A 24018-nucleotide genomic window follows, 5' to 3' on the forward strand; every position below is an offset into this window, starting at 1 on the left:
CCCGCCCCCCCCCCCCCCCCCCCCCGGCCTGCGCACCCCCCCCCCCCCCCCCCCACCACCACCGCCGGGCAGGCGGCCAGGGACCTGGAGGCCGAGCTGGCCGAACTGGCGAGGAACAACCCCGGGGCCACCATCGAGATCACCTGGCGGGTGGTCGACCGATGAACGGCACCGCTCCCGCCACCGAACCCACGGCCGTGCCGGGCGCGGTCCGGCTCAACACCGCGACCATCACCCAGTACCTCACCGCCCAGCCGCAACTCGCCGCCTCCCTCCGGCCGGGGAGCGAGGACCGGCGCCGGGTGGTCCTGCTGCGCTCCACACCCCACTGGGACGGCCCGGCCGAGCCCACCTGGGCGGAGGGCCGCACCGCCCGGGTCACCGCAGCGCTGTCCCCGCTCGCCGTCCACGAACTGGTCCTCGACCACCTCGCCGGCCGCACTCCCGGCCCCGCCGTACTCGTCGTCCTCACCGACCGCGAGCAGCACGAACTCGATCCGGCGATCCTCGCCCGCGTCCACAAGAAGGCCGTCGACACCGTCGACGGCTGGGACGTGGTCCGCGAGGCCTTCGGCGCCCGGCAGATCGACCCGCGACTGAAGGACGCCAACTGGGCGGCCGAGGCCCTGCTCGACGCCACCCCGCCCGGTGGCTGGCCGCCCGTCTCCGGCGGCTGGCTCTCCCGGCAGTACGCCCTCACCGCCCTCGCCCAGCGCCGCCTCCGCCTCGGCCGCTACGACACCGACACGGCCGTCGCACCGGCCCAGCGGCCCGGCGACGAACGGCTCGACGCCCAGGCCCTGCTCCGCTGGTCCACGACCGGCGGCGGCCCCGAACGGCTCCTCGGACTGCGCGGCCCCGAACGGACCGGACTCGCCGCCTTCCTCGGCGAGGACGACCAGGCCGGACTCGCCGGGCGCGCCCTGCTCGCCCTCGTCGAAGCCGAACGAGGAGCAGACGCGGTCGCCTTCGGCCTGGTGTGCGCGGCCCTGTGGGAACACGCCGACCCCGCTCCCGAGACGTATCAGGCCCGCGGCCGCGCCGAGCGCTACTTCGGCGACCCGACCCCGGCCACCGTCGACCAACTCGACACGCTGGTGACCGTCTTCGGCCGCGCCGCCGAGGAGTACGTCACCGCGCTGCTCGCCACCGGCCACCGCACCGGCAGCGGCACGACGGATCCGGACCGGGCGCGTGAGGCCCGACGCCTGGCCGGCATCGTCCTCGACCACGCCGCCACCCTGGCCCGCCAGTTCGGTGCCGAGAAGGCCGTCGAGTCCAGCCCGCTGATGACGGGCGGCCTGCAGGCCCGGTACACGGCCGTCGGACGTGCCCTCGCCCTCGCCACCGCCGACACGGCCGCCGTGGCCGACGCCATACGGCACCTGCGCGGCCACCGGCTCGCCGGCGACCCCGAGGAGTCCGCCCGCATCGAGCGGGCCCGCATGGGCCAGCGGCTCGCCCGCTGGCTGGCCACCGAGCCGGCCACCGCATCACCCACGGTGGCCGACGCCATAGCGCGGCACATCGCCGAGACCGGCTGGGTCGACCTCGCTCTCGAACACATCGAGGCCGGCGGAGACCCGGACCCGGTCCTGAAGGCCGCCTACGACACGCTCGGCACACGGGTCCGCGAGCGGCGCCGCGCCATCGACGCCTCCTTCGCCCCCCTCCTCGCTGCATGGACCGCATCCGGTACACAGCCCGGATCGATGCTGACCGTCGAGACCTTCCTCGAAGAGGTCGTGAAGCCGGTCGTCCGCCACGGCGAGGGGCGACGCGTACTGCTGCTCGTCCTCGACGGCATGAGCGCCGCCATCGCCGACGAACTCGGTGAGGAACTACGCAACACCTGGGCCGAGTTCGACCCGCTGCCCGAGGGCGCCCCACAGCGCCGGGCCATGTCCGCCGCGCTGCCCACCCTGACCGCCGTCTCCCGCACCTCCCTCTTCGCGGGCCGGCTGACGAAGGGCACGCAGACCGACGAGAAGCGGCTGTTCCCGACGCACAAACTGTGGGGCGGAGCCCCGGCCGCCGTCTTCCACAAGGACGACCTGCGCTCCGATAACGCCGGTGACACCTTCGGCCCGGCCCTCACGGCAGCCCTCAGCGACGGCAGGACCCATGTCGCCGTCGTCCTCAACACCATCGACGACCGCCTCGCCAAGGAACAGAAGCTCGGCGACGGCGCGTGGCACGTCGACCACGTCGCCGGGCTGCGCGACCTGCTGCGAGCGGCTGCCACCGAGGGCATGGCGGTCCTCCTCACCAGCGACCACGGGCACGTCGTGGACCGGCACGGGGTCAAGGTGGAGACGGCTGAGCCGTCGTCCGCCCGGCACCGGCTGCCCGGCGGCGGCCCCCTCGCCGAGCAGGAGGTCGCCTTGTCCGGGCCCCGGGTCGTCTGGCCCGAGCCCGGCGCGAGCATCGTCGCCCTGTGGGACGCCGACTCCCGCTACACCTCACTCAAGGCCGGCTACCACGGCGGCGCGTCGCTCGCCGAGTTCACCATCCCGGTACTGGCCTTCCTGCCGTTCGGCGCGGAACCGCCCAAGGGATGGCGGGAGCTGGGCGACCAGCGGCCTCAGTGGTGGTCCTCCGGCCCCCGGCCCGCTGCCGCAGCCGCCCGGCCGGCGCCTCCGGCCGTCGCACCGGCGAAGAGGGCACCGGCCAAGCCGAAGAAGGAGCAGGCCGAACTCGCCAAGACGCACGACGCCCTGTTCGACGTGGCAGTCACCGCGGGCGGCGAGGACACCCTCGTCAGCCCGACGCTGATCTCCCCGGACGAGACACTGGTCAACGGACTCCTCGCCTCGGAGACCTACCAGGCCCAGCTCGGACTCCTGGCCCGCAAGCCGCCGCAGGAGCAGATCAGGAAGGCGCTCGCGACCCTCGTCGACGCGGGCACCCTCCCGGTCACCGCCCTCGCCCAGCGCGTCGGGCTGCCGCCCACCCGCGGCGACGGCTTCGCGGCGGTCCTGCGGCAGCTCCTCAACTACGACGGAGTCCAGGTCCTGGAGACCCTGCCGGACGGCCGCACCCTGCGACTGCACACGGCCCTCCTGCGGGACCAGTTCGACCTGCGGGCCGAATGACCGCGACTCCCCGGCGCAGACGGCGAACGCGGCCCACCGCGCCGGGGAATGCGGCTCAACCGGAGCGGCTACGTCAAGTTCGACGGCTATCAGAACGGAACACTCATCGACGCCAAGAACCTGCACTACTCCGACTCGATGCTGGCCTACGGCGAAGGGCACACCCGTCGTGTGGTACATGTCCGACGAAAAGACTCGGTACGCCCTGGAACAGTGGGCACTCGACAACAACGTCAAGGGGATCAAGTTCGTGTTCAGGGCAGGGCCGTCGAAGTGAGCTACGGCCTGAGTCTGCACAGGTTCGTGGACGGCGAGCCGGTTCCTCCGGACATGGATGTGGTGCGGGCGATCCTCTCGCCCCACGAGGCCTCGGCTGACAAGGTGACCGGGAACGATGGGGAGTTCTGGATCCGTGCCGCTGACGGCAGCGAGGCCGAGGTGGATGTCGTCGGCTCCGTCATCGGTGTCGAGCGTCCGCAGGTCGGCGACGTGTGGAAGATCATCATTGAGCTGGCGAACCGGGCCAGCGGGGCGATCCTCATTCCCAACGGCACGTTCTTGTGCCGTGAGGATATGAGAGCGCATCTTCCCGAGGGTATGGAGAACGATTCCGAGTTCGTCCCGGAGATCACCCTCGAAGCCTTTGAGAGGGTTGCGGGACCGTTCACGCATCCACTGACCTGATCTGTCTTCTCACCCTGCCGCCTGTACGGAGAGTGATTCCACCAACGCCCGCCGGTGACCGTCAACCGGTTCGCGGAAGACGGAAACGAAACGGTGACGTGCGGGTTCGGTCCCTCGCGAAAGGCCCGGCGAGCCCGGGGAACGGTGCGGACGCGTAGCAGGGCAGTGCGACACTGACCCTCGTGAGTACTCCCGGACCCACCCGCACCGCACAGGTCAGTGCCGCCCGCCGCCGAACCGTCATCGACGCCCTGCGCCGTGGCGCCGTACCCGAGAGCGGGCTGGACCTGCTCGCCACCGGACTGGACCGGTTCGAGACGGCACTCGACGCCGAACTGGATGCCGTCGCGTCCGGCGGGTCCGTGTTCAAGGCGGTGCGCGGCGAGTACGGGTCCGGCAAGACGTTCTTCACCCGATGGCTGGGGGAGCGGGCCAAGCGGCGGAACTTCGCCGTCGCCGAGATCCAGGTCTCGGAGAACGAGACCCCGCTGCACAGACTGGAGACCGTCTACCGGCGACTCACCGAACGGCTCACCACCTCCAGCTTTCCGCCCAGCGCGCTGCGCCCGGTCGTGGACGCCTGGTTCTACGCGCTGGAGGAGGACGCCCTCGCCGCCGGCGCGACCGAGGACGAACTGCCCGAAGAGGTGGAGAAGCTCCTCGCCGCCCGGCTCGCCGAGGTGTCCCGGCACGCGCCGTCCTTCGCCACGGCACTGCGCGGCTACCGGTCGGCGCTCGCCGCAGGAGACGAGGCCACCGCAGCCGCCGTGCTCGCCTGGCTGGGCGGCCAGCCGCACGTGGCGGCCGCCGCACGCCGGTCGGCGGGCGTGCGCGGCGACCTCGACCACTTCGGCGCGCTCGGCTTCCTGCAGGGTCTGCTCACCGTGCTGCGCGACTCCGGGCACACCGGGCTGTTCGTCGTCCTCGACGAGGTGGAGACCCTGCAGCGGGTACGGTCGGACGCCCGGGACAAGGCACTCAACGCGCTCCGCCAACTCATCGACGAGGTCCACTCCGGGCGCTTCCCCGGCCTGTACCTGGTGATCACCGGCACGCCGGCCTTCTACGACGGCCAGCAGGGCGTGCAACGCCTCGCCCCGCTCGCCCAGCGGCTCGCCACCGACTTCACCACCGAGCCGCGCTTCGACAATCCCCGTGCCGTGCAGATCCGGCTGCCCGGCTTCGGCCAGGAGTCCCTGGCAGGCCTCGGCGTCACCATCCGCGACCTGTACGCAGACGCCGCCGAGGCACCCGAGCGCGTGTGGACGGTCGTCGACGACGCCTACGTGGCCGACCTCGCGCGGGCCGTCGGCGGGGCACTGGGCGGGAAGGTCGGAGTGGCGCCGCGACTTTTCCTGAAGAAGCTCGTCGGCGATGTCCTGGACCGGGTCGACCAGTTCGACGACTTCGATCCCCGGCAGCACTACCGGCTCACGGTCGCGAGAAGTGAGCTCACCGACGTCGAGCGAAACCTGGCGGCCTCGGTCTCCGCCGGGCCCGCCACGGCCGACGACGTCGACCTGGAGCTGTGATGGCTGAGGACGGCAACCCGGTCGGTGACACCGCGAACGGCGACGGCCCGGCCGACGTACTGGACCGGCTCGACCCCGTCGTCCTGCACCACATCGTCAACACCCTCGGCTGGCCCGACCTGCGTCCCCTCCAACGGGCGGCGATCACACCCCTCATGGACGGCGAGGACGCCGTACTGCTCGCACCCACCGCGGGCGGCAAGACCGAGGCCGCCTGCTTCCCCCTCCTGTCGGCCATCACCGAGCACAAGTGGAACGGCACCTCGGTGCTGTACCTCTGCCCGCTCAAGGCGCTCCTCAACAACCTCGCCGGCCGCGTCGACACGTACGCCCAGTGGCTGGGGCGGCGCGCCGCGCTGTGGCACGGCGACACCAAGGAGTCCCAGCGGCAGCGCATCCGCACCGAGGCGCCGGACATCCTGCTCACCACGCCCGAGTCGCTCGAGGCGATGCTGATCGGCGTCAAGACCGATCACGCCCGGCTGCTGGGCGGCGTCAGGGCCGTCGTCGTCGACGAGGTGCACGCCTTCGCAGGCGACGACCGGGGCTGGCACCTGCTGGCCGTACTCGAACGACTCGAACGGGTCACCGGCCGCCCCATCCAGCGGATCGGACTCTCGGCGACCGTCGGCAACCCCGAGGAAATACTGCACTGGTTGCAGGGTGCGGGCGCCGGAAACCGCATCGGGCAGGTCGTCGCCCCCGGAGTGCAACTGCCGCCCGCTCCCAGCCCGGCCGACAACGACGGCAAGACGACCCCGGTCAGCCAACTCCCCAGGCCCGCAGGCGAGGTGGAGATCGACTACGTGGGCTCCCTGGACAACGCCGCCAAACTCATCGCGGCCCTGCACCGGGGAGAGAAACGGCTCGTCTTCTGCGACTCGCGGGCCCAGGTCGAACAACTGGGCGCTGCGCTCCGGGCCCGCGAGGTGACCGTCTTCCTGTCCCACGCCTCCCTCTCCGTCGACGAACGCACCCGCTCCGAGCAAGCCTTCGCCGAGGCCCGCGACTGCGTCATCGTCTCCACCTCCACCCTCGAACTCGGCATCGACGTCGGTGACCTGGACCGTGTCATCCAGATCGACTCACCGGCCTCCGTCGCCTCGTTCCTGCAACGCATCGGCCGCACGGGCCGACGCTCCGGCACCGTGCGCAACTGCCTGTTCCTCACCACCCGCAAGGACACACTGCTGCAGGCCGCCGGACTCCTGCTGCTGTGGTCACGCGGCTGGGTCGAACCGGTCCTCCCGCCGCCCGAGCCGCGCCACCTCGTCGCCCAGCAACTCCTCGCCGTCACCCTCCAACAGCACAAGCTCGGCGACCAGTTGTGGGACCGACAGTGGAACGGACTGGCCCCCTTCGACCGGTCCGCCGCCCCCATCCTGCGCCACCTCACCGAGGAGGGCTTCCTCGACAACGACGGCGGTCTGCTGTTCGTGGGGCCCGAGGCCGAACGCCGCTTCGGTAAACGGCACTTCATCGAACTCACCGCGTCCTTCACCGCGCCGCCCCAGTTCACCGTGCTGTCCGGGCGCACGGAGATCGGCCGAACCGACCCCAGCGTCCTCACCGAGGAACGCCCCGGGCCCCGGCGCCTGCTGCTCGGCGGACGCAGCTGGCAGGTCACCTACATCGACTGGCTGCGCAAACGGGTCTTCGTCGAACCCGCGGACGGCGGCGGCGTCGCCAAGTGGATGAACGGCGGCATCGCCGGACTGTCCTACGCCCTCACACGGGCCATGCGCGAGGTGCTGCTGGGCGCGGACCCGCCCGTGTCGCTCACCCGTCGAGCCGAGGCATCGCTGGCCGAACAGCGGGAGAGCGACGCGCCCTACACCGTGCACCCGGGCGGCACCCTCGTCACGCGGGTCGGCAGCGACGTGCGCTGGTGGACCTGGGCCGGCTACCGCGCCAACGCCACTCTCGGGGCAACCCTGCAGTCGGTCACAGACCCCCTGCAGCGCCCCACCGACTGCTGGCTGCGCCTGCGCGAAGACGTCAGCCCGGCCGACTGGCGTGCGGCTCGCGGGAGCGTCGGCGAGAACCTGGTCCTCCCCGACGTGGACCAGCGGGCCGTACGCGGCCTGAAGTTCTCCGCGGCCCTTCCCGAACGCCTCGCCGTCGCCACGGTCGCGGCCCGCCTGGCCGACTTCGAAAGCGCTCGCAGGGTGCTGTCGGAGCCCGTGCGCGTTGCCGGCTCAAGCGGTTCCGGCTGAGACAGCACCTGGCCCGCCACGGCTACCACGTCGCCGGCGACCTGCTCGGCGACGACCGGCCCGAGCGCACCGCGGCGTTCTCTGCCGAGACCCGGAGGTGGCTCCGAGACTGACCGCGCCCGCGGTCGGGGGTGGTCGTGCAAGACCTCGAAGCCGAGCCCCCGGGGTTCCACCGGGCCGAGCGCCGGCCACCATGCTGCGGGCCAGCGGCCGCTGCCGGCCTCGCCGGGATCGGGACCGTGGCACGAGCGCCCCGGCAGCCGTACCGTGCGCCACCCGCGCGCGGCGGCCGGGTCGCACGGGACCGCCGAGCGGCCGTCACGAGCCACCCGGTGCGAAGATCCGCCGGACGGCGTTGCGGCACGGGTGGGAGCGTCGGCCGTGGTCAGCGCGTGCGCAGCTGCGTGGCCGCGGTGTGGGCGTGCATGGCGGCCTCGAACAGGCGCTCCGTGTCGTGCACGGTCACGGCCAGGCTCGCGCAGCAGGTCGCCATCAGAACGGCGAACGCCGCCATCGGGCCGTCGGCGCGGCGGCGCGGTGGAGCCAGCAGCGCTTGGACGCGCTGGGGGACCGGCCCACCCGTCGCGGACAGCGCGATGTGCGTGGCTCGCCCGGACGCCAGTGCGGCCCGCGCTATCGCACGGGCGACCACCCGTCGGTCCCCGACCGAAGTGGCGGCCTCCTCGTCCGCCCACCGTTCCACGGCGAAGGCTCCTGCCTTCTCCAAGGGCCGCAGCAGCGGGTTGACGGCCGCCGTCAGGTGCAGCAGCAGGGAGAACAGGTGGTGCCGGTACCGCAGATGGGCTCGTTCATGGGCGAGCAGGGCCTGCCGCTCCGGTCCGTCCAGCAGGCGCAACATCCCCGAGGAGACGACGATCCGTCCGGGCAGGCCGAGCACGGCGAACGCCGTGGGCACCGGATCATCGACGACGGTCAGGTCTCCACCCGCCGCGATGTGGCGGCACTCCCGCCAGGCGTCGACCAGCGCACGCCCCCGGCGCCAGGACGCCACGGTCAGGCTTGCCGCCAGCAGCAGGACCACCGCGGCACACAGGGCGGCGATCTTCCGGCTCACCGGATCCTCTGCCGCCAGCGCACTCACCGACCAGGGCCCCTGCTCGGCCACCAGCGGCACCTGGCCCACCGCGGTGAAGGCCAGGATCGCCAGCTCCGTGACCCAGGTACCGGCCGCAACGACCGCCGCGCACAGCGTCGCCCATGCAGCGGCATGCGGAGGCATCCGACGCGCCACCCAGGGTGCGGCCAACGCCAGCACCGCACTCACCAGCAGTGGTAGATACATCGGCACGGGCCAGAACACGTTCCGTCCTCCCCGGCTCAGTCGCCGTGCGGGAGGTGCTCGGGCAGTCGCCCGTCCTCCGGTGACAGGTGGGACGCGAACCGGGCGCGCACCCCGGCCCGGCCTCCGTCCCCTTCCGGGCCGCCTTTCAGCCCGCCCCGTGCATGACGACGGGCCTCCCCCCAAAAGCCCCTGCCTCCCGTCACCCGGCACCTCCCTCGTCCTGCGGCCAGGCCGTTCACGAGCGATCAAGCTACTACGAGACGTAGAAAGAGGCCATCTCGCCCGTGGGGCCGTCTCGACCGGCCGCATGAGGATCCACATCGAGCGGGGCGTACTCCCGGGCGACGGCGGAATCCGAAGGCAGGGCGGGCGGGCCGCAGTCGGGGGAGCCGGCCACGGGCCGAGGCGACGGAGCCGGTCGCGGAGGCTGCCCGGTCCCGCCCCGGGCGCGGCCTCCGCGATGCGGCTACGCCGCCACGGGCTGCGGCCGTGCCGGGTGACGGCGGTGGGGCCGGAGCGGTACGAGGGTCAGGGTGTGAGAGCGAGCACGCCCAGGGCGTAGCCGTGTGCGTCGATCACGGGGGACACCTCCAGCGTCCGGATCCGCATGGCGGCCTCCGCCTCACCGAGTGTCGACGTGGACGAGGTGAACGGCCCGCGGTCGAGGGGGATGTCCCGCAGCCGCGTCCGGTCGCGGTACCACGATCCGCCGCGGTGTGCGGCGAGCTGGGCCCTCGTCACCAGTCCCGCGCACCGGCCCTCCTCGTCCCGGAGGAGCAGATGCGGAACACGGGCACCGATGAGGACGGACAGGGCCACGTCCACCGCCATGTGGTCGTCGACCTGCGGCCCGGGAGCGTACATGGCGTCGCCGGCGGTCAGGCCGGTGCCTTCCGCACTGCCGAACTGCTCTGTTCGGGATGGAAACGGCGTCAAGGGCTTCTCCTTCTGGTCGGGGTGGGCAGGACGGGCGGCGGCTCGTCCCGACCGCGGTGAGCCCTTGCCCGGGCTCGGGCTACGGGTTGTTCCTCGGTGCCGGCCGACGGCCCCGGGCGGCGGCCCGGCCGTTTCCGCCACGGCCGGCGGCCCGGCTCCTGTGATGCCGGCCGACGGATCGCCCGCCCTCGGTTCCTCCTTCGGCCGGTGCGGCGAGGACGACGGGTACGCCGGAGGGGGTCCGGGCGCCGGTGATGCGCTGCAGCTCGGCCTCGCCGGGGCGGATCCGCGCGGTGCGCGGAGCGATTCCGGCGTCGCCCATCAGGCGGTTCACCGTGCGCCGCTGGTGCGGTAGGACGAGGGTGACGACGGTGCCGGAGTCGCCGGCGCGCGCGGTACGGCCGCCGCGGTGGAGGTAGTCCTTGTGGTCGCCGGGAGGGTCGACGTTCACAACGAGGTCGAGGCCCGTGACGTGGATTCCCCGGGCGGCGACGTTGGTGGCCACCAGGACCGTGACGTGGCCGTCCTTGAACTGGGTGAGCGTCCGGTTCCGCTGCGACTGGGACTTGCCGCCGTGCAGGGCCGAGGCCCGTACCCCGACGGACAGCAGGTGCCTGGTGAGCCGGTCCACCGCGTGCTTGGTGTCCAGGAACATGAGCACACGTCCGTCGCGGGCGGCGATCTCGGTCGCGGCGGTGTCCTTGTCGGCGTCGCGGACGTGCAGGAGGTGGTGCTCCATGGTGGTGACGGCTCCCGCGGACGGGTCGACCGAGTGCACCACGGGGTCGTGGAGGTAGCGGCGTACCAGGAGGTCGATGTTGCGGTCCAGCGTCGCCGAGAACAGCAACCGCTGGCCGCTCACGGGAACTTGGTCGAGCAACGCGGTCACCTGCGGCATGAAACCCATGTCGGCCATCTGGTCGGCTTCGTCCAGCACGGTGACGGCGACCCGGTCCAGTCGGCAGGCCCGCCGCTCGATCAGGTCCTTGAGGCGGCCGGGCGTCGCCACGACGACCTCGGCGCCGTTGCGCAGCGCGCTCGCCTGGCGCCCGATCGACATGCCGCCCACCACGGTGGCGAGCCGCAGCCGCAGGGCGCGGGCGTAGGGGGTGAGCGCGTCGGTGACCTGCTGGGCCAGTTCCCGGGTGGGGACGAGGACGAGGGCGAGCGGCTGCCGGGGCTGGGCCCGCTGCCCGTCCAGACGGGCCAGTACCGGCAGGCCGAAGGCGAGCGTCTTGCCCGAGCCCGTACGGCCCCGGCCCAGGACGTGCCGGCCGGCCAGCGCGTTCGGCAGTGTGGCCGCCTGGATCGGGAAGGGCACGGTCACGCCCTCGGCGCCGAGCGCGGACAACAGCCGTGCGGGCATGTCCAGTTCGGCGAACGCCTCGACCGCCGGCAGCGGTTCGGTGAGGGTGACCGGCAGGGCGAACTCCTGCCGGCGGGAGGCGGAACGTGCGGCCTGGCCGGTCCTTCGTCCGGTACCCGGGCGGGGGGCCTGGCGGCCCGTCCGCTGTGTACGGAAGCGGCCATCCGGAGCGGTGCCGGTGTGACGGGGGGTGCGGTTCACGGGAGAACCCTCCTCGATGCGGCGTATCGAGGAATTCCGTCCAGCGGCGATGGCCGCACGAGGATTCGCAAGAATGAGCCGAAGAAAAAAGGAGCCGGGCCTCGTGGCGCTGGAGCGGGGGACGGCCGGCGGTCCGGAAAATCCGGAAATGGGAAAAGCAGTGAGCTGGGGCCCGTACCCCAAGAGCACGGGCCCCAGCCACATGATGCGCGAACCGCTGGCTCGCGACGAGTCGCGTCTGCGTCAGGCGGGAACGATGTTCTCGGCCTGGGGGCCCTTCTGGCCCTGCGTGACGTCGAAGCTAACCTTCTGGCCTTCCTGAAGCTCGCGGAAGCCTCCGTTGCTGATGATGTTCGAGTAGTGGGCGAACACGTCAGCGCCGCCGCCCTCCTGCTCGATGAAGCCGAAGCCCTTTTCCGCGTTGAACCACTTCACGGTGCCAGATGCCATATTGAATCTCCCTGGGGGGCAGTGCCGGACTCCGCACTTTACGGAGCCGAGTCGCCGCGATGATCACCCCTCCGGAAAGATCCGGAAAGCTCTGCAAAGAAAAATCTCTGGTAACCAAAACCGCAACAGCTCTTACGTTAGCACGGGCCGGAGGGGGAGAAGGCCATGCGTTTTCGGAAGTGTTCGGTATTACCCTCCCGTGCGGGGGCGTATTTCTGTAGTGACGGCGCCAGGTATTGGGGACTGCTGTGGCGGACAACAGTCGCGCGGCTGTTCCGGCCCGCTCATCCGGCGGGCCGGCCAGGAGCACCCGGCCACGGAGTCGCAGTCCGGGCGGACGGCGTGCGTCTCGCGTCCGGGGCCGGCCGGATCCACGGCGATCACCCGGCCGGGAGCCATGACGGTGCCCGGGGCGTCCGGCCGTTCGGCGGGACCCACGAGGACCCTTACCGTCGTGTCCGGGTCCCGCTCCAAGGAGCCGGCAAGCGGCGGAGCGCGGCCGCGACGAGTGGTTCCCGAGGGCGGTCTCCCGCCCGAGCGGCCGACCCCTCCGGTCGAAGGCTCCCTCGATGCGAAATACTCACCCGATGAGTTCACGGACTTCCCCGATCAGCCGGCCGATCACCATACGGAGGGCCGTCGCGCGGGATGTCAGAAGGCTCACACGGCTCGTGCGCGGCTCGGGCGCCTACGCGGGCAGGTACGCAGCCGCCGTCGCGGGCTACCGGGTCGGCCCCGACTACATCGAGGCCCACCGCGCCTACGTGGCCGTCGGCTCCGACGAGCACGAAGGCCGGGTCCTCGGGTTCTACTCGCTCGTCCTCGATCCACCGGAGCTCGACCTGCTGTTCGTCGCCGACGAAGCGCAAGGACGGGGTATCGGACGACTGCTCGTCGCGCACATGCAACGCGAGGCCCGTGCCGCCGGGCTCGACCGGGTCGCGGTCGTGTCGCACGTTCCCGCCGAGGGCTTCTACCACCGCGTCGGTGCCGTACGGGTCGGGACCGCCCTCGCGAACCCGCCCGCCGTCCTGTGGGACCGTCCCGCATTCGAGTTTCGCATTCCTCCGGAATGACGTGGCGCCGGTTCGCCGAGCACCGGCTTCGCCTGCACGGCGCGCTCCGCGTGCGCCGTCGTCTCCGCCCCGGCGAGGTGATCGCCGGCGGCAGGCCTCTCCCGGTCTCACCGAGGACCGCTGCACGGGAAGCGGGGATCGCCACTCGAGTGAGCACTCTTCCTGATGTACCTGCGGTAGAGGCAGACGCGCACTCCGGGAAGAAAAACTGTCATGGCAACAGTAGACATTCCGCTGCCGAAGGGCTAGCGTCGTCTTCGTACCCAGAAGTCGAAGTGGGCACAGCAGACACGAACTGCTGTGCAGGTAGGACAGAAGGACACCCCAGCGGGGCTGCGAGCAGCGCCCCGCGGTACCGCGCAATCGAAGGTGAGGAGCAGAGCGCCATCGGAATCGCCCGGGCGTGGAAGCAGTCCGCCCGGGTACCGCACGGCCCCGGAATGGAAGGTGGTTCCCCGTCACGCATTCACTGTCCCCGCAACCCCGCCATCCCAGGCGGCGCATGCGGAGAGAGAAGGCCGGCGCAGTGCTCCGGTAGATGATGTTGAAAGCTCAGGGCCCGGGTGCCGTGCTGGCACCCGGGCCCCCGACGCGTTCCCGAAAGAAGAGGTCTATGCCGCCTGCCGGCTCCCACCCCGTCGGTCCCCTCGACGATGACGACTACCCCGCCTACACCATGGGCCGGGCCGCCGAGATGCTCGGCACCACCCCCGCCTTCCTCCGCGCCCTCGGTGAACACCGCTTGATCACCCCGCTGCGCTCCGATGGCGGCCATCGCCGCTACTCCCGATACCAGCTGCGCATCGCCGCCCGCGCCCGCGAACTCGTCGACCAGGGCACCGCCATAGAGGCCGCCTGCCGCATCGTCATCCTCGAGGACCAGCTCGAAGAGGCGCAGCGCATCAACGAGGAACTGCGTGCCGAGGGCAGCAAGCCTCAGCCGAAGACGTCGACCTGATCAGAACGCCCGGACCCGAGGCAACCGACGCGCTCCCCCGGACGAGGCCGCCCTGGGTGGCGGTGCCTTGGAACGGCGTAGCTTCCGGCCGCCGCTGAGGCGGCACCGCCCGCGAAGCCCCTCGCGGGCGGTGCCGGGCCCGGGCCGGAACGGGGACCGTGCTGCCGGGCTGCGGCTCAGGCGTCGATGATGACGGGGATGATGAGGGGCTTGCGGCGGTGGGCGCGGAACGCCCAGTTCGCGACCGCGCGGGCGAGGAGTTGTTCGAGTTGGTGCGCGTCCCCGACGCCTTCCTCGGCCGCGGTGGCCAGGGTCTTCTCGATGACGGGGATGACCGGCCCGAAGGTGGCGTCGTCGTGGACGAAGCCCCGGGCCAGGAAGTCGGGGGCTTCGGCGAGGGCACCGGTGTCCGCGTCGACGATCGCCACCACCGTGACCACGCCTTCCGACGCGAGGGTCAGGCGGTCCTTGAGGGATGCCTCGGTGGCGCCGCCGACCTCCATGCCGTCCACGTAGACATTGCCGGCGGGGACCTTGCCGGAGATGGACGCGCGTCCGTCGACCAGGTCGACGACGACGCCGTCATCGGCGACGACGACCCGGTCGGGGTCGACACCGGTACGGATGGCGAGGTCGGCGTTGGCCCGCAGATGGCGCCATTCACCGTGCACGGGCATGACGTTGCGGGGCTTGACGATGTTGTAGCAGTAGACGAGTTCGCCGGCGCTGGCGTGCCCGGAGACGTGCACCCTGGCGTTGCCCTTGTGCACCACGTGGGCGCCCCACCGGGTGAGTCCGTTGATCACCCGGTAGATGGCGTTCTCGTTGCCGGGGATGAGGGAGCTGGCGAGCAGGACGGTGTCGCCCTTGCCGATGCGGATCATGTGGTCGCGGTTGGCCATCCGCGACAGCGCGGCCATCGGTTCGCCCTGGGAGCCGGTGCACACCAGAGTGATCTTGTGGTCCGGGAGTTTCTCCAGCTCCTTCGTGCTCACGACCAGACCGGAGGGGACCTTCAGATAGCCCAGATCACGGGCGATGCCCATGTTGCGGACCATCGACCGGCCGACGAAGGCGACCTTGCGCCCATGCTGGTGGGCGGCGTCCAGGACCTGCTGGATGCGGTGCACGTGACTGGCGAAGCTGGAGACGATGACCCGGCGCGGCGCGGTGCGCATCACCTGCTCGATCGCCGGGTTCAGCTCTCGTTCGGAGGTGGTGAAGCCGGGTACTTCGGCGTTGGTGGAGTCGGTGAGGAACAGGTCCACACCCTCCTCGCCGAGGCGGGCGAACGCGCGCAGATCGGTGATGCGGTCGTCGAGGGGGAACTGGTCCATCTTGAAGTCGCCGGTGTGCAGCACCATCCCGGCCCGGGTGCGGATCGCGACCGCCAGGCTGTCGGGGATGGAGTGGTTGACGGCTACGAACTCGCAGTCGAACGGCCCGAAGCCACGCCGGTCGCCCTCCCGCACCCGCACCGTCCGCGGCCGGATGCCGTGTTCCTTGAGCTTGGCCTCGAGGAACGCCAGCGTCAGCTTGGAGCCGACGACGGGAATGTCCGACCGCTCGCGCAGCAGGTACGGCACGCCGCCGATGTGGTCCTCGTGGCCGTGGGTGAGGACCACGGCCACGACGTCGTCCAGCCGGTCCCGGATCGCGGTGAAGTCCGGCAGGATCACGTCCACGCCGGGCTGAGTCTCCTCGGGGAACAGTACGCCGCAGTCGACGATGAGCAACTTGCCCGCGTGCTCGAAGACGGTCATGTTACGGCCGATCTCACCGAGGCCGCCAAGGGCGATGACCCGCAACCCTCCTTCGGGAAGCGGTGGTGCGGCTTTGAGGTCGGGGTGCGGATGACTCATACCCTGACGGTACCCGGAGAACGGGACAGGATGATCCATCGCCCGGGTGACCCAGCGCGCGCTCGGTACGCGCCGACGCCGGAGACGTACCGGCGCTCAGGCCGGCAAGCGTCTCATCTGCCCGCCGCCCCGGCTGCCGGTCCTTCTCGGGTACCGACGAGTCCATTCGGAGGTGCTGCGGTAGCACCGGGCCGGGCTTGACCGGACGCTGGATCCGGATGCGTACGCTCCGCCGCCCGGTGCGGCGTCAAGTCCTGGAGGACCGTGTGACCGCTTCGCCGCCCGCCGCTGACGCACCGCCCGCGCAGTATGACGACCTGCGGGCTCTGGTGATCAACTGCACCCTCAAGCGATCGCCGGAGACGAGCAACACGCAAGGTCTGATCGACCGCAGCACGGACATCCTGGACTCGCAGGGCGTGCACGTCGACGTCGTGCGGGCGGTGGACCACGACATCGCCACCGGGGTGTGGCCCGACATGCGGGAGCACGGGTGGGCGACCGACGCATGGCCGGACCTCTACCGGCAGGTCATGGCGGCCGACATCCTCGTGCTGGCCGGCCCCATCTGGCTCGGCGACAACAGCTCCGTGATGAAGCAGGTGATCGAACGCCTCTACGCCTGCTCCAGTCTGCTCAACGAAGCCGGGCAGTACGCCTATTACGGCGGGGTCGGCGGGTGTCTGATCACCGGAAACGAGGACGGCGTCAAGCACTGCGCCATGAACGTGCTCTACAGCCTGCAGCACCTGGGGTACACCATCCCTCCGCAGGCGGACGCCGGGTGGATCGGCGAGGCGGGTCCCGGTCCCTCCTACCTCGATCCCGGCTCGGGCGGTCCGGAGAACGACTTCACCAACCGCAACACCACCTTCATGACCTGGAACCTGCTGCACCTGGCCCGGGCACTGAAGGACCTGGGTGGCATCCCCGCCTACGGCAACCAGCGCACCGCCTGGGACGCGGGTTGCCGCCGCGACTACGAGAACCCCGAGCACCGGTAGGAGAACAACGGCCGGGGCAGCGCATCCGCCCGGGAGACGGCAACCACCCCGTCTGCTGCCTCGGCTCCGCACGGGAACTCGCCGCAACCGGGAGCCGCCGCCCATCCGGTACGACGGCTTCCGACGGGGTCGACGCGCGGCCCGTACCCTGGCGAGAGGCGGTCGCCACTGATGCCCCCGAGAGACTGCTGCGTAGGCGTGAGTCGCCGCCGCGGTGGGGGCCGGGAGGGGGCGCAGTCCTCCGGCAGTCGCCTGACGACACCGCGCCTGGGCTCGCGAAAGCTGAATACCGTCACGCCACTCGTCATCGAGCTCTTCCTGGACGAATGGGAGGCGGACGGGGCGGGCCCGGGAGAGCCGGCCAACATCCGGCGCGTCCTGAAGACGACTCTGCGGGACGCCTGTGACAAGGGTGCGGAGCAGGCGGCGCGGCCGTAGGTGCCGCTGGCGGTGGCGCTTTGGACGTGCTGTCCGCGCATGGCGAGGCTGCAGCGGGCGGCCGATGGGAGCAGAAGGGGCATCATGGACAGAGTCGACGAGATCATCTCCGCCACTCGCTGGGGGGCGTCACGGCGGGATGTGGACTGGGATGACGTCGAGGAGCAATTCGGGACGCAACTCCCCGCCGACTACAAGAAGCTCTGCGAGGCGTTTCGTCACGGAGCTTTCAGCGGGTACCTGGAGTTGCTGCCCCCGAATGCCGTCGACTCGTACGGGCTGCTGGGGCGATGGAAGTCGCAGCGGCGGCGCCGCGAGAGCGGTCAACTCAGTGCACTCTTCGACCCCTACGACGTGTTCGACGCCGACGGCAGCGGACTCGTCCTCTGGGGGAGCTCCCTCACGGAGGACCAGTACTACTGGCTCGCCGACACCTCAGTACCCCCCGAGCAATGGCCGATCGTGGCCCGAACCGATCCCTTGGAGGACTGGCATCGTTTCGACATCTCGACCACGGAATTCATCTACCGCGTCCTGACAGATCGTGACTTCCGCCCGTTCTCCGCTGCGGGAACGGTGAAGCGTCCGTTCTTCGAGACGTACGAATGATGTAGCGGGCGGCTGAATCTCTGCCGCCGCCCGGAAGGTGAGGCTCTGTTCCTGTTCGTCCGGGGTGGAGCATCACTCTTCGTGCAGGAGGTGAACGAGGAGGAGTCGCTTCGTCAGTCGAATTTGCGGACCCGGACTGTCCGAGCAGGCACCTGGTCGAGGGCGTCACAACAGACCGGATGGTGCGGAAGCCCAGGCCCGGAGCCCTACCCCCAATGAGAAGCGATGTTCCTCACAACCGTCGACTTCGACGTGCGCCCGTGTAGAGTGAAGATCGCCCTTGACCTGCAGAAAGCAGGCAGGGAGCCGTCTTTCAGGAGTCCAAAGTGCTGCGTACTCTGTTCAAGTCCAAGATCCACCGCGCCACCGTCACCCAGGCCGACCTGCACTATGTCGGATCGGTCACCATCGACGCCGATCTGCTGGACGCCGCCGATCTGCTGCCCGGTGAGCTGGTGCACATCGTCGACATCACGAACGGCGCCCGGCTGGAGACGTACGTCATCGAGGGGGAGCGCGGGTCGGGCGTCATCGGGATCAACGGTGCCGCAGCCCACCTCGTCCACCCCGGCGACCTCGTGATCATCATCAGCTACGCCCAGGTCACCGACGCCGAGGCGAGGGCGCTGGAGCCGCGGGTGGTGCACGTGGACGCGGACAACCGGATCGTGGCTCTGGGTGCCGACCCCTCGGAGCCGGTACCGGGCTCGGACCAGGAGCGCAGCCCACAGGCCGTCACGGCCTGACCCCCCGCGACGAGCAGGAGCGTGCCCATGACCGGCCTCGAGATCCGCGACGACCGGGCGGCGGGGCGCCTGGAGTCCGTCGACGACGACGGGAACGTCGTCGGACGCGTCGAGTACTTCGTCCTGGACGCTCCCGGGCGCGCACTGGTGCCGGTGCACACCGTCGTCGAGCCGGGTCACGAAGGCCGGGGCATCGCCGGTTCGCTCGCCCGCGAGTTCTATGCCGTCGCCGCCCGCGAAGGACTCCCGGTCGCGCCGCTGTGCCCGTATGTGAGTGCATGGGCCGCCCGTCACCCGGGTGAGGCTCCGCCGGCGGACCCGGAGCTGCTGCAGGCCGCGAAGGACTGGCTCAGGGGCCACCCGGGACACTTCTGAGGAGACGGCCTCGGTCTCGCCGAGGACGCACCGGCTGCGGATCCGCGGCACTCGGCTCCCTCGGCGCTTCCTGCTTCCTTCGGCGGTGCGGAGGCAGGAGGCCGCGCGACACCCGCGAGGCCGCACCCCGGGTGCGCAGGGTCGGTTTCCGTCCCTGCGTCGACCGCAGGCTCCCGCCGTGCTCGAGTCGTCCCGGCCCCTGCTCGGATGCGTCGCCTCGCCGTGTCCACGATGTACCGCTGCCCGGCGGAGCCGTGCGGGCGATTTCCGGCCGCGCCGGTTCGCCTGCCCCGCCCGCCGTGCACGGCAGGCGGGTACCGTGCACCGGGCCGGGCGGTCGCGGTGCACCATGCCGCGGGCCCGCCGGTCCGGTGCCGTCGGGCGACTGCCCGCACCCGCTCCGGGTACGTGGGGGAGTAGTCCAGCGAGCCGCGGTCGACCACTGGATGGAGGACGCCATGACCGACCCCTACCCCCAGCCGATGCCGCCGAGCCCGACGCCCGGCCCCGGCCCGCAGCCGCCCGAGCCGTCCCCGGAACCGGCACCTCCGCCGGCCCCCGAGCCTCCGCCTGCCCCCGAGCCGCCACCGGCCCCCGAGCCGCCACCGGCCCCCGAGCCGCCACCGGCCCCCGAGCCGCCTCCGGGACCGGCCCCGCAGCCCCCTGCCCCGACGCCGCCGCCCACACCGCCCGGACCACCCCAACCACCGACGCCGCCCGGGCCACCCCAGCCACCGCCAACGCCCCAGCCGCCCGGTCCCAGCCCGGTTCCGGAACCCGATCCGTCGCCCATCCCGCCGGGCCCGGAACCGTTCCCGAGCCCGGAACCCGGTCCGCCACTCACCTGAGCGGCCCGGTCCCGGCGGCCCGCGGATCCACCCGGAGGTCGCTCCGCGGGCCGGCCGAACGTCGGACGGCTACACCGTCGGCCGAACGTCGGACGGCTACGCCGTCACCTCCGAGCGGTCACCGCCCCACAGCGTGTGGAACGACCCCTCCCGGTCGGTCCGCCGGTAGGTGTGGGCGCCGAAGAAGTCGCGCTGCCCCTGGGTGAGCGCGGCCGGCAGCCGCTCGGCGCGCAGCGCGTCGTAGTAGGCGAGTGCCGCCGCGAAGCCCGGCGTGGGCACTCCCTGCCGGGTCGCCGCCACCAGCACCTCGCGCCAGTCGTCCTGTGCGGCGCCGATCTCCGCGGCGAACGTCTCGTCGGCCAGCAGGCTCGGCAGGTCGGGCCGGGTGTCGTAGGCGGCGCGGATGCGGTCCAGGAACGCGGCGCGGATGATGCAGCCGCCGCGCCAGATCGCGGAGACCGCGCCCAGGTCGATGTCCCAGCCGTACTCCTCGCTGCCCGCGGCGATCTCGTGGAAGCCCTGGGTGTACGACACGATCTTCGAGGCGTACAGGGCCTGCTCGACCCGGTCGGCGAAGGCCGCCGCCTCCGACTCCGTCAGCGGCGCGGCCTTCGGGCCGGCCAGCCCTCGGGAGGCCTGCCGCAGCGCCGCGTGCCCGGACAGCGAGCGGGCGAACACGGCCTCCGCGATGCCGGAGACCGGCACGCCCAGGTCGAGGGCGATCTGGACCGTCCAGCGGCCGGTGCCCTTCTGCTCCGCCTGGTCCGCCACCACGTCCACGAACGGCTTCCCGGTGGCCTCGTCCACGTGCGAGAGCACCTCCGCGGTGATCTCGATGAGGTAGGAGTCGAGCCGGCCGGTGTTCCAGGTGCGGAAGATCTCCGCGATCTGCGCGGGGGAGTAGCCGGCGACGTCGCGCAGCAGTTGGTACGCCTCGCCGATCAGCTGCATGTCGGCGTACTCGATGCCGTTGTGCACCATCTTGACGAAGTGCCCGGCGCCGTCCGGGCCGACGTGTGTCACGCACGGCGCCCCGTCCGCGGCCTTGGCGGAGATCTTCTCCAGCATCGGGCCCAGCGAGCGGTACGACTCCGCGGAGCCGCCCGGCATGATGCTCGGGCCGTGCAGCGCCCCCTCCTCGCCGCCGGAGATGCCTGCGCCGACGAAGTGGATGCCCTGCTCGCGCAGCTCCCGCTCCCGGCGGCGGGTGTCGGCGAAGTGCGCGTTGCCCCCGTCGATGATCATGTCGCCGGATTCCAGCAGCGGGGCGAACTCGCGGATCACCGCGTCCGTCGGGTCACCCGCCTTCACCATGATCACCAGTCGCCGGGGGCGTTCCAGGGCCGCCACGAACTCCTTGGCGGTCTCGGCCGCGATGAACTCCCCCTCCTGGCCGAACTCCTCCACGAGTGCGTGCGTGCGTGCCGCCGTCCGGTTGTGCACCGCCACCGGGTAGCCGTTGCGGGCGAAGTTGCGGGCGAGGTTGCGGCCCATGACCGCGAGCCCCGTGACGCCGATCTGCGCTGAACTGCTCATACCGCCTGCTCCTCATTGATCCAGGGGATCCGATCCAGGGGATCCGTAGTACGTGTACGGGGTCGGTCCTGCCGGTGGGTCCGGGCAGCGTGACCGCCAGTATCGCCTCACCGGCCATGCTGACGTGCCGATCCGCGGACCGGACGAACCTGCTCGGCGTGTCCCGTCGCAGCAATGGGTACGTGCGGCAACGCCCCTCACCTCACCGCCACCCGGTGAATCAGCCAACTGCCATCGAATATCCGCCAGTTGTGTCGATCGTGCGGCCGACATCCGCCTTGTCACGGCCTGTTCGCAGCAGCTACTTTTGCCGCTCCTGACGCACGTCGAGGGGGCTGCAGACATGGCCGCACGCGGCCGGCACCGCCGGTACCAGCCGAACAGGATCAACCGCGCCTCGCTCACCGCCGCGGCCGGCGGCGCGGGGATGGCGCTCCCGCTGATCGGCACCGGCGCAGCCCACGCCGCCGACGTCGGCACCTGGAACAAGGTCGCCGCCTGCGAGTCGAGCGGCGACTGGAGCATCAACACCGGCAACGGCTTCTACGGCGGCCTCCAGTTCACCCGGTCCACCTGGGCGGAGTACGGCGGCACGGCGTACGCGCCCCGCGCCGACCTGGCCACGAAGGACCAGCAGATCGCCGTGGCGGAGCAGGTCCTCAAGGGGCAGGGGCCGCGGGCCTGGCCGGTGTGCTCGGTGCGGGCCGGGCTGACCAGGGGCGGCGCCGCGCCGGACGTCCGCCCCGACGGCCGGGCGAGCCGGGCCGTCGAGAGTTCCGTGCCCGACGTGCAGCCGCAGACCACCCCGCAGTCCCGGGCGGGCACCACCGAGATGTACACCGTGGTGCACGGGGACACCCTCTCCGGTATCGCCGCCGACGAGCACGTCGGGGGCGGTTGGCGGCAGCTCTACGCGGCCAACCGCCGGACGATCGGGAGCGACCCCGATCTGATCCTCCCGGGTCAGCGGCTCGACCTGCACGGCACGTCCCACCCCCGCAAGCCCGCCGCCAAGCAGCAGAAGGGGCCCGCCACCAAGGCCGCCAAGCCGCAGAAGAAGTCCCCCGCCAAGCAGGAGAAGACCGGGAGCACCACGCACAAGGCCTCCCACCGGCTCGTCGCGCCGGTGGCGGGCGCCTCCGTCGGCACGCCGTACCACGCGGCCGGCTCCTCCTGGTCGAAGGGCTACCACACCGGTGTCGACTTCCCCGTGCCGACCGGCACCTCGGTGCGCGCGGTCGGTCCGGGCACGGTTGCTGCGACGGGCTGGGCGGGCGCGTTCGGCTACCAGGTGGTGATCCGGCACGCCGACGGCCGCTACACCCAGTACGCCCACCTGTCCGCGATCTCGGTGCGCACGGGGCAGTCGGTGGGTGAGGGGCAGCGCATCGGCCGCTCGGGGTCCACCGGCAACACCACGGGACCGCACCTGCACTTCGAGGTGCGGACGGGGCCGGGATTCGGCTCGGACGTCGACCCGCTCGCCTACCTGCGGGCCGGGGGTGTCACGATCTGACGCGGACGCGGTGCCGGTCCAGGACCGGGACCGGCCGGCAGGCCCCCGCGCACAGCGGCCCGAACGACTGCACCAGCTCCACGGGAACGGCCCGCTCCAGTGACCGGGGCCCCGGTGTCCGTGGCCCCTCGTCCGGCGGGTACGGACGCCGAGCGCCGGGCGGTACGCCCCCGGTGTCCGTCGGCACGCCCAGGGTGCTCCGCTCCTCCCCGGGCGCGTCGCCACGTGAGGCCAGCAGCACCCGCTCCGCAGGCACGTCCCACACCCGCCCGGGTGCACCGGCCGCCCGGTTCCCGCCGTACGCCGCGTCCTGCCGCGGCAGGAGTTCCGGGGCGGAAGCCCGGTGCCCCTCCGGCAGCTCCGGCACCGCGGGCACCCGGGCCGTCCGCTCCCCGCCGGCCGGCTGCCGCAGCCGCTCGGTCGTCAGCAGCACCAGGCCGCCCGCCGCGACCACGCCCGAGCCGAGGGCGAGCGCCGTACCGGTGGTGCCGTAGCGGAAGGTTTCGCCGAACATGGTGATGCCCACCGCGGCCGCGACGACCGGGTTCACGACCGTCAGCGTCGCCAGCGGGGCCGCCAGGCCGCCGTCCCGGTAGGAGGCCTGCGACAGCAGGACCCCGCCGACCGCGAGGACGGCGATGACGGCAAGGGAGGGCAGGTCGCCCGCGGGTACGCCGCTGGTCCAGTCGACCGCCACGGTCTTGGTGAACACCGAGGACATACCGAAGGCGATACCGGAACCGATCGCGAGCAGCACACTGCGGACCGCCGGGCGCCGGTGCGCCGCCCGCCCGGCCGCCATCAGCGCCACCAGCACCCCGCCGGTGACCACCGCGGCGGCGAACCGCTGCGCCGCGCTGAGCGAGTGCGCCTCGGAGGCGCCGACCAGGGACAGCAGCCCGGCGAGGCCGACCGTCGCCATCAGCGCGCCGCGCCAGGCCGTGGCGCCGGCCCGACGGCCGACGAACAGCGCCGCCATGGGCAGCGCGAAGACGATGGTGAGCGCGCCCAGCGGCTGGACCAGGCTGAGCGGCCCGCAGGCCAGGGCCACCACGTGCAGCAGACCACCCAGGCCGTTCAGGGCGATCGCCGCCCACCAGCTCGGTCGGCGCAGTGGCGCGAACTGCTCGTTCGGCGAGGACACCGCGACCCGCTCCTGCACGATCGCCCCGCCCGCGTAGGCCACGGCGGACACCAGTGACAGCAGCACGGACAGCGCGAGGGCGCTCATGAGCTGTTCCTCTGGGTGGGGCGGGGGCGGTTGTCC

General features: G+C 71.9%; 18 protein-coding genes. 11 read left to right on the forward strand and 7 right to left on the reverse strand.

Annotated features, from left to right (window positions below; all coding sequences use genetic code 11):
- Positions 1-161 precede the first annotated feature (161 nt).
- The 4 genes from pglZ (at position 162) to ACL02U_RS26750 (ending at position 7527) form a co-directional block, all read left to right on the forward strand.
- Positions 162-3095 carry a BREX-2 system phosphatase PglZ gene (pglZ, locus tag ACL02U_RS26735; protein ID WP_412793512.1) on the forward strand — a complete coding sequence of 978 codons (2934 nt, stop codon included), beginning with the start codon at positions 162-164 and terminating at the stop codon, positions 3093-3095.
- A gap of 273 nt (positions 3096-3368) precedes the next feature.
- A complete protein-coding gene (locus ACL02U_RS26740) occupies positions 3369-3779 on the forward strand; it encodes a hypothetical protein (RefSeq protein WP_412793513.1) in 411 nt (136 codons plus the stop codon).
- A 182-nt stretch (positions 3780-3961) separates the two neighbouring features.
- A complete protein-coding gene (brxD, locus tag ACL02U_RS26745) occupies positions 3962-5311 on the forward strand; it encodes a BREX system ATP-binding protein BrxD (RefSeq protein WP_412793514.1) in 1350 nt (449 codons plus the stop codon).
- Positions 5311-7527, forward strand: coding sequence for a DEAD/DEAH box helicase (locus ACL02U_RS26750; protein WP_412793515.1), 2217 nt, complete (start codon positions 5311-5313; stop codon positions 7525-7527). Before brxD ends, ACL02U_RS26750 begins: the two co-directional genes overlap by 1 nt.
- A 385-nt stretch (positions 7528-7912) precedes the next feature.
- On the opposite strand, the gene ACL02U_RS26755 is transcribed toward ACL02U_RS26750, so the two are convergent.
- From ACL02U_RS26755 to ACL02U_RS26770, 4 genes are all read right to left on the reverse strand, one after another.
- Positions 7913-8848, reverse strand: a complete 936-nt coding sequence (locus ACL02U_RS26755; protein WP_412793516.1) for a M56 family metallopeptidase — start codon at positions 8846-8848, stop codon at positions 7913-7915.
- A 510-nt stretch (positions 8849-9358) separates the two neighbouring features.
- Positions 9359-9766 (reverse strand): hypothetical protein, encoded by a 408-nt coding sequence (locus ACL02U_RS26760; protein WP_412793517.1) that lies wholly within the window; start codon positions 9764-9766, stop codon positions 9359-9361.
- A gap of 79 nt (positions 9767-9845) precedes the next feature.
- Complete coding sequence (locus ACL02U_RS26765) at positions 9846-11333, reverse strand: DEAD/DEAH box helicase (protein WP_412793518.1); 1488 nt, start codon at positions 11331-11333, stop codon at positions 9846-9848.
- 243 nt (positions 11334-11576) lie between these two features.
- Positions 11577-11783 (reverse strand): cold-shock protein, encoded by a 207-nt coding sequence (locus tag ACL02U_RS26770; RefSeq protein ID WP_020943091.1) that lies wholly within the window; start codon positions 11781-11783, stop codon positions 11577-11579.
- A 587-nt stretch (positions 11784-12370) separates the two neighbouring features.
- Between ACL02U_RS26770 and ACL02U_RS26775 the strand changes: the two genes are divergently transcribed.
- Both ACL02U_RS26775 and ACL02U_RS26780 read left to right on the forward strand, forming a co-directional pair.
- Entirely contained in the window at positions 12371-12859 is a 489-nt protein-coding gene (locus ACL02U_RS26775) for a GNAT family N-acetyltransferase (RefSeq protein WP_412793519.1), read from the forward strand.
- Between the two features lie 613 nt (positions 12860-13472).
- Positions 13473-13817, forward strand: a complete 345-nt coding sequence (locus tag ACL02U_RS26780) for a MerR family transcriptional regulator (protein ID WP_412793520.1) — start codon at positions 13473-13475, stop codon at positions 13815-13817.
- A 176-nt stretch (positions 13818-13993) separates the two neighbouring features.
- On the opposite strand, the gene ACL02U_RS26785 is transcribed toward ACL02U_RS26780, so the two are convergent.
- On the reverse strand, positions 13994-15679 hold the full coding sequence (locus tag ACL02U_RS26785; protein ID WP_412793521.1) for a ribonuclease J: 1686 nt from the start codon (positions 15677-15679) through the stop codon (positions 13994-13996).
- 266 nt (positions 15680-15945) lie between these two features.
- On the opposite strand from ACL02U_RS26785, the gene ACL02U_RS26790 reads away from it, so the two are divergent.
- The 4 genes from ACL02U_RS26790 (at position 15946) to ACL02U_RS26805 (ending at position 18851) form a co-directional block, all read left to right on the forward strand.
- Entirely contained in the window at positions 15946-16683 is a 738-nt protein-coding gene (locus ACL02U_RS26790) for a flavodoxin family protein (protein ID WP_412793522.1), read from the forward strand.
- 522 nt (positions 16684-17205) lie between these two features.
- Entirely contained in the window at positions 17206-17730 is a 525-nt protein-coding gene (locus ACL02U_RS26795) for a hypothetical protein (RefSeq protein WP_412793523.1), read from the forward strand.
- 326 nt (positions 17731-18056) lie between these two features.
- Entirely contained in the window at positions 18057-18476 is a 420-nt protein-coding gene (gene panD, locus ACL02U_RS26800; RefSeq protein WP_412793524.1) for an aspartate 1-decarboxylase, read from the forward strand.
- 27 nt (positions 18477-18503) lie between these two features.
- A complete protein-coding gene (locus tag ACL02U_RS26805) occupies positions 18504-18851 on the forward strand; it encodes a GNAT family N-acetyltransferase (protein WP_412793525.1) in 348 nt (115 codons plus the stop codon).
- Between the two features lie 944 nt (positions 18852-19795).
- On the opposite strand, the gene gndA is transcribed toward ACL02U_RS26805, so the two are convergent.
- Positions 19796-21235 (reverse strand): NADP-dependent phosphogluconate dehydrogenase, encoded by a 1440-nt coding sequence (gene gndA, locus ACL02U_RS26810; RefSeq protein WP_412793526.1) that lies wholly within the window; start codon positions 21233-21235, stop codon positions 19796-19798.
- Between the two features lie 343 nt (positions 21236-21578).
- Between gndA and ACL02U_RS26815 the strand changes: the two genes are divergently transcribed.
- Positions 21579-22751 (forward strand): transglycosylase family protein, encoded by a 1173-nt coding sequence (locus tag ACL02U_RS26815; RefSeq protein ID WP_412793527.1) that lies wholly within the window; start codon positions 21579-21581, stop codon positions 22749-22751.
- On the opposite strand, the gene ACL02U_RS26820 is transcribed toward ACL02U_RS26815, so the two are convergent.
- Positions 22741-23982 carry a DMT family transporter gene (locus ACL02U_RS26820; RefSeq protein WP_412793528.1) on the reverse strand — a complete coding sequence of 414 codons (1242 nt, stop codon included), beginning with the start codon at positions 23980-23982 and terminating at the stop codon, positions 22741-22743. The two genes, ACL02U_RS26815 and ACL02U_RS26820, sit on opposite strands and share 11 nt — an antisense overlap.
- Positions 23983-24018 lie beyond the last annotated feature (36 nt).

Origin of the sequence: Streptomyces sp. MS06 (assembly GCF_047200655.1) — a bacterium.
Classification (GTDB): Bacteria; Actinomycetota; Actinomycetes; order Streptomycetales; family Streptomycetaceae; genus Streptomyces.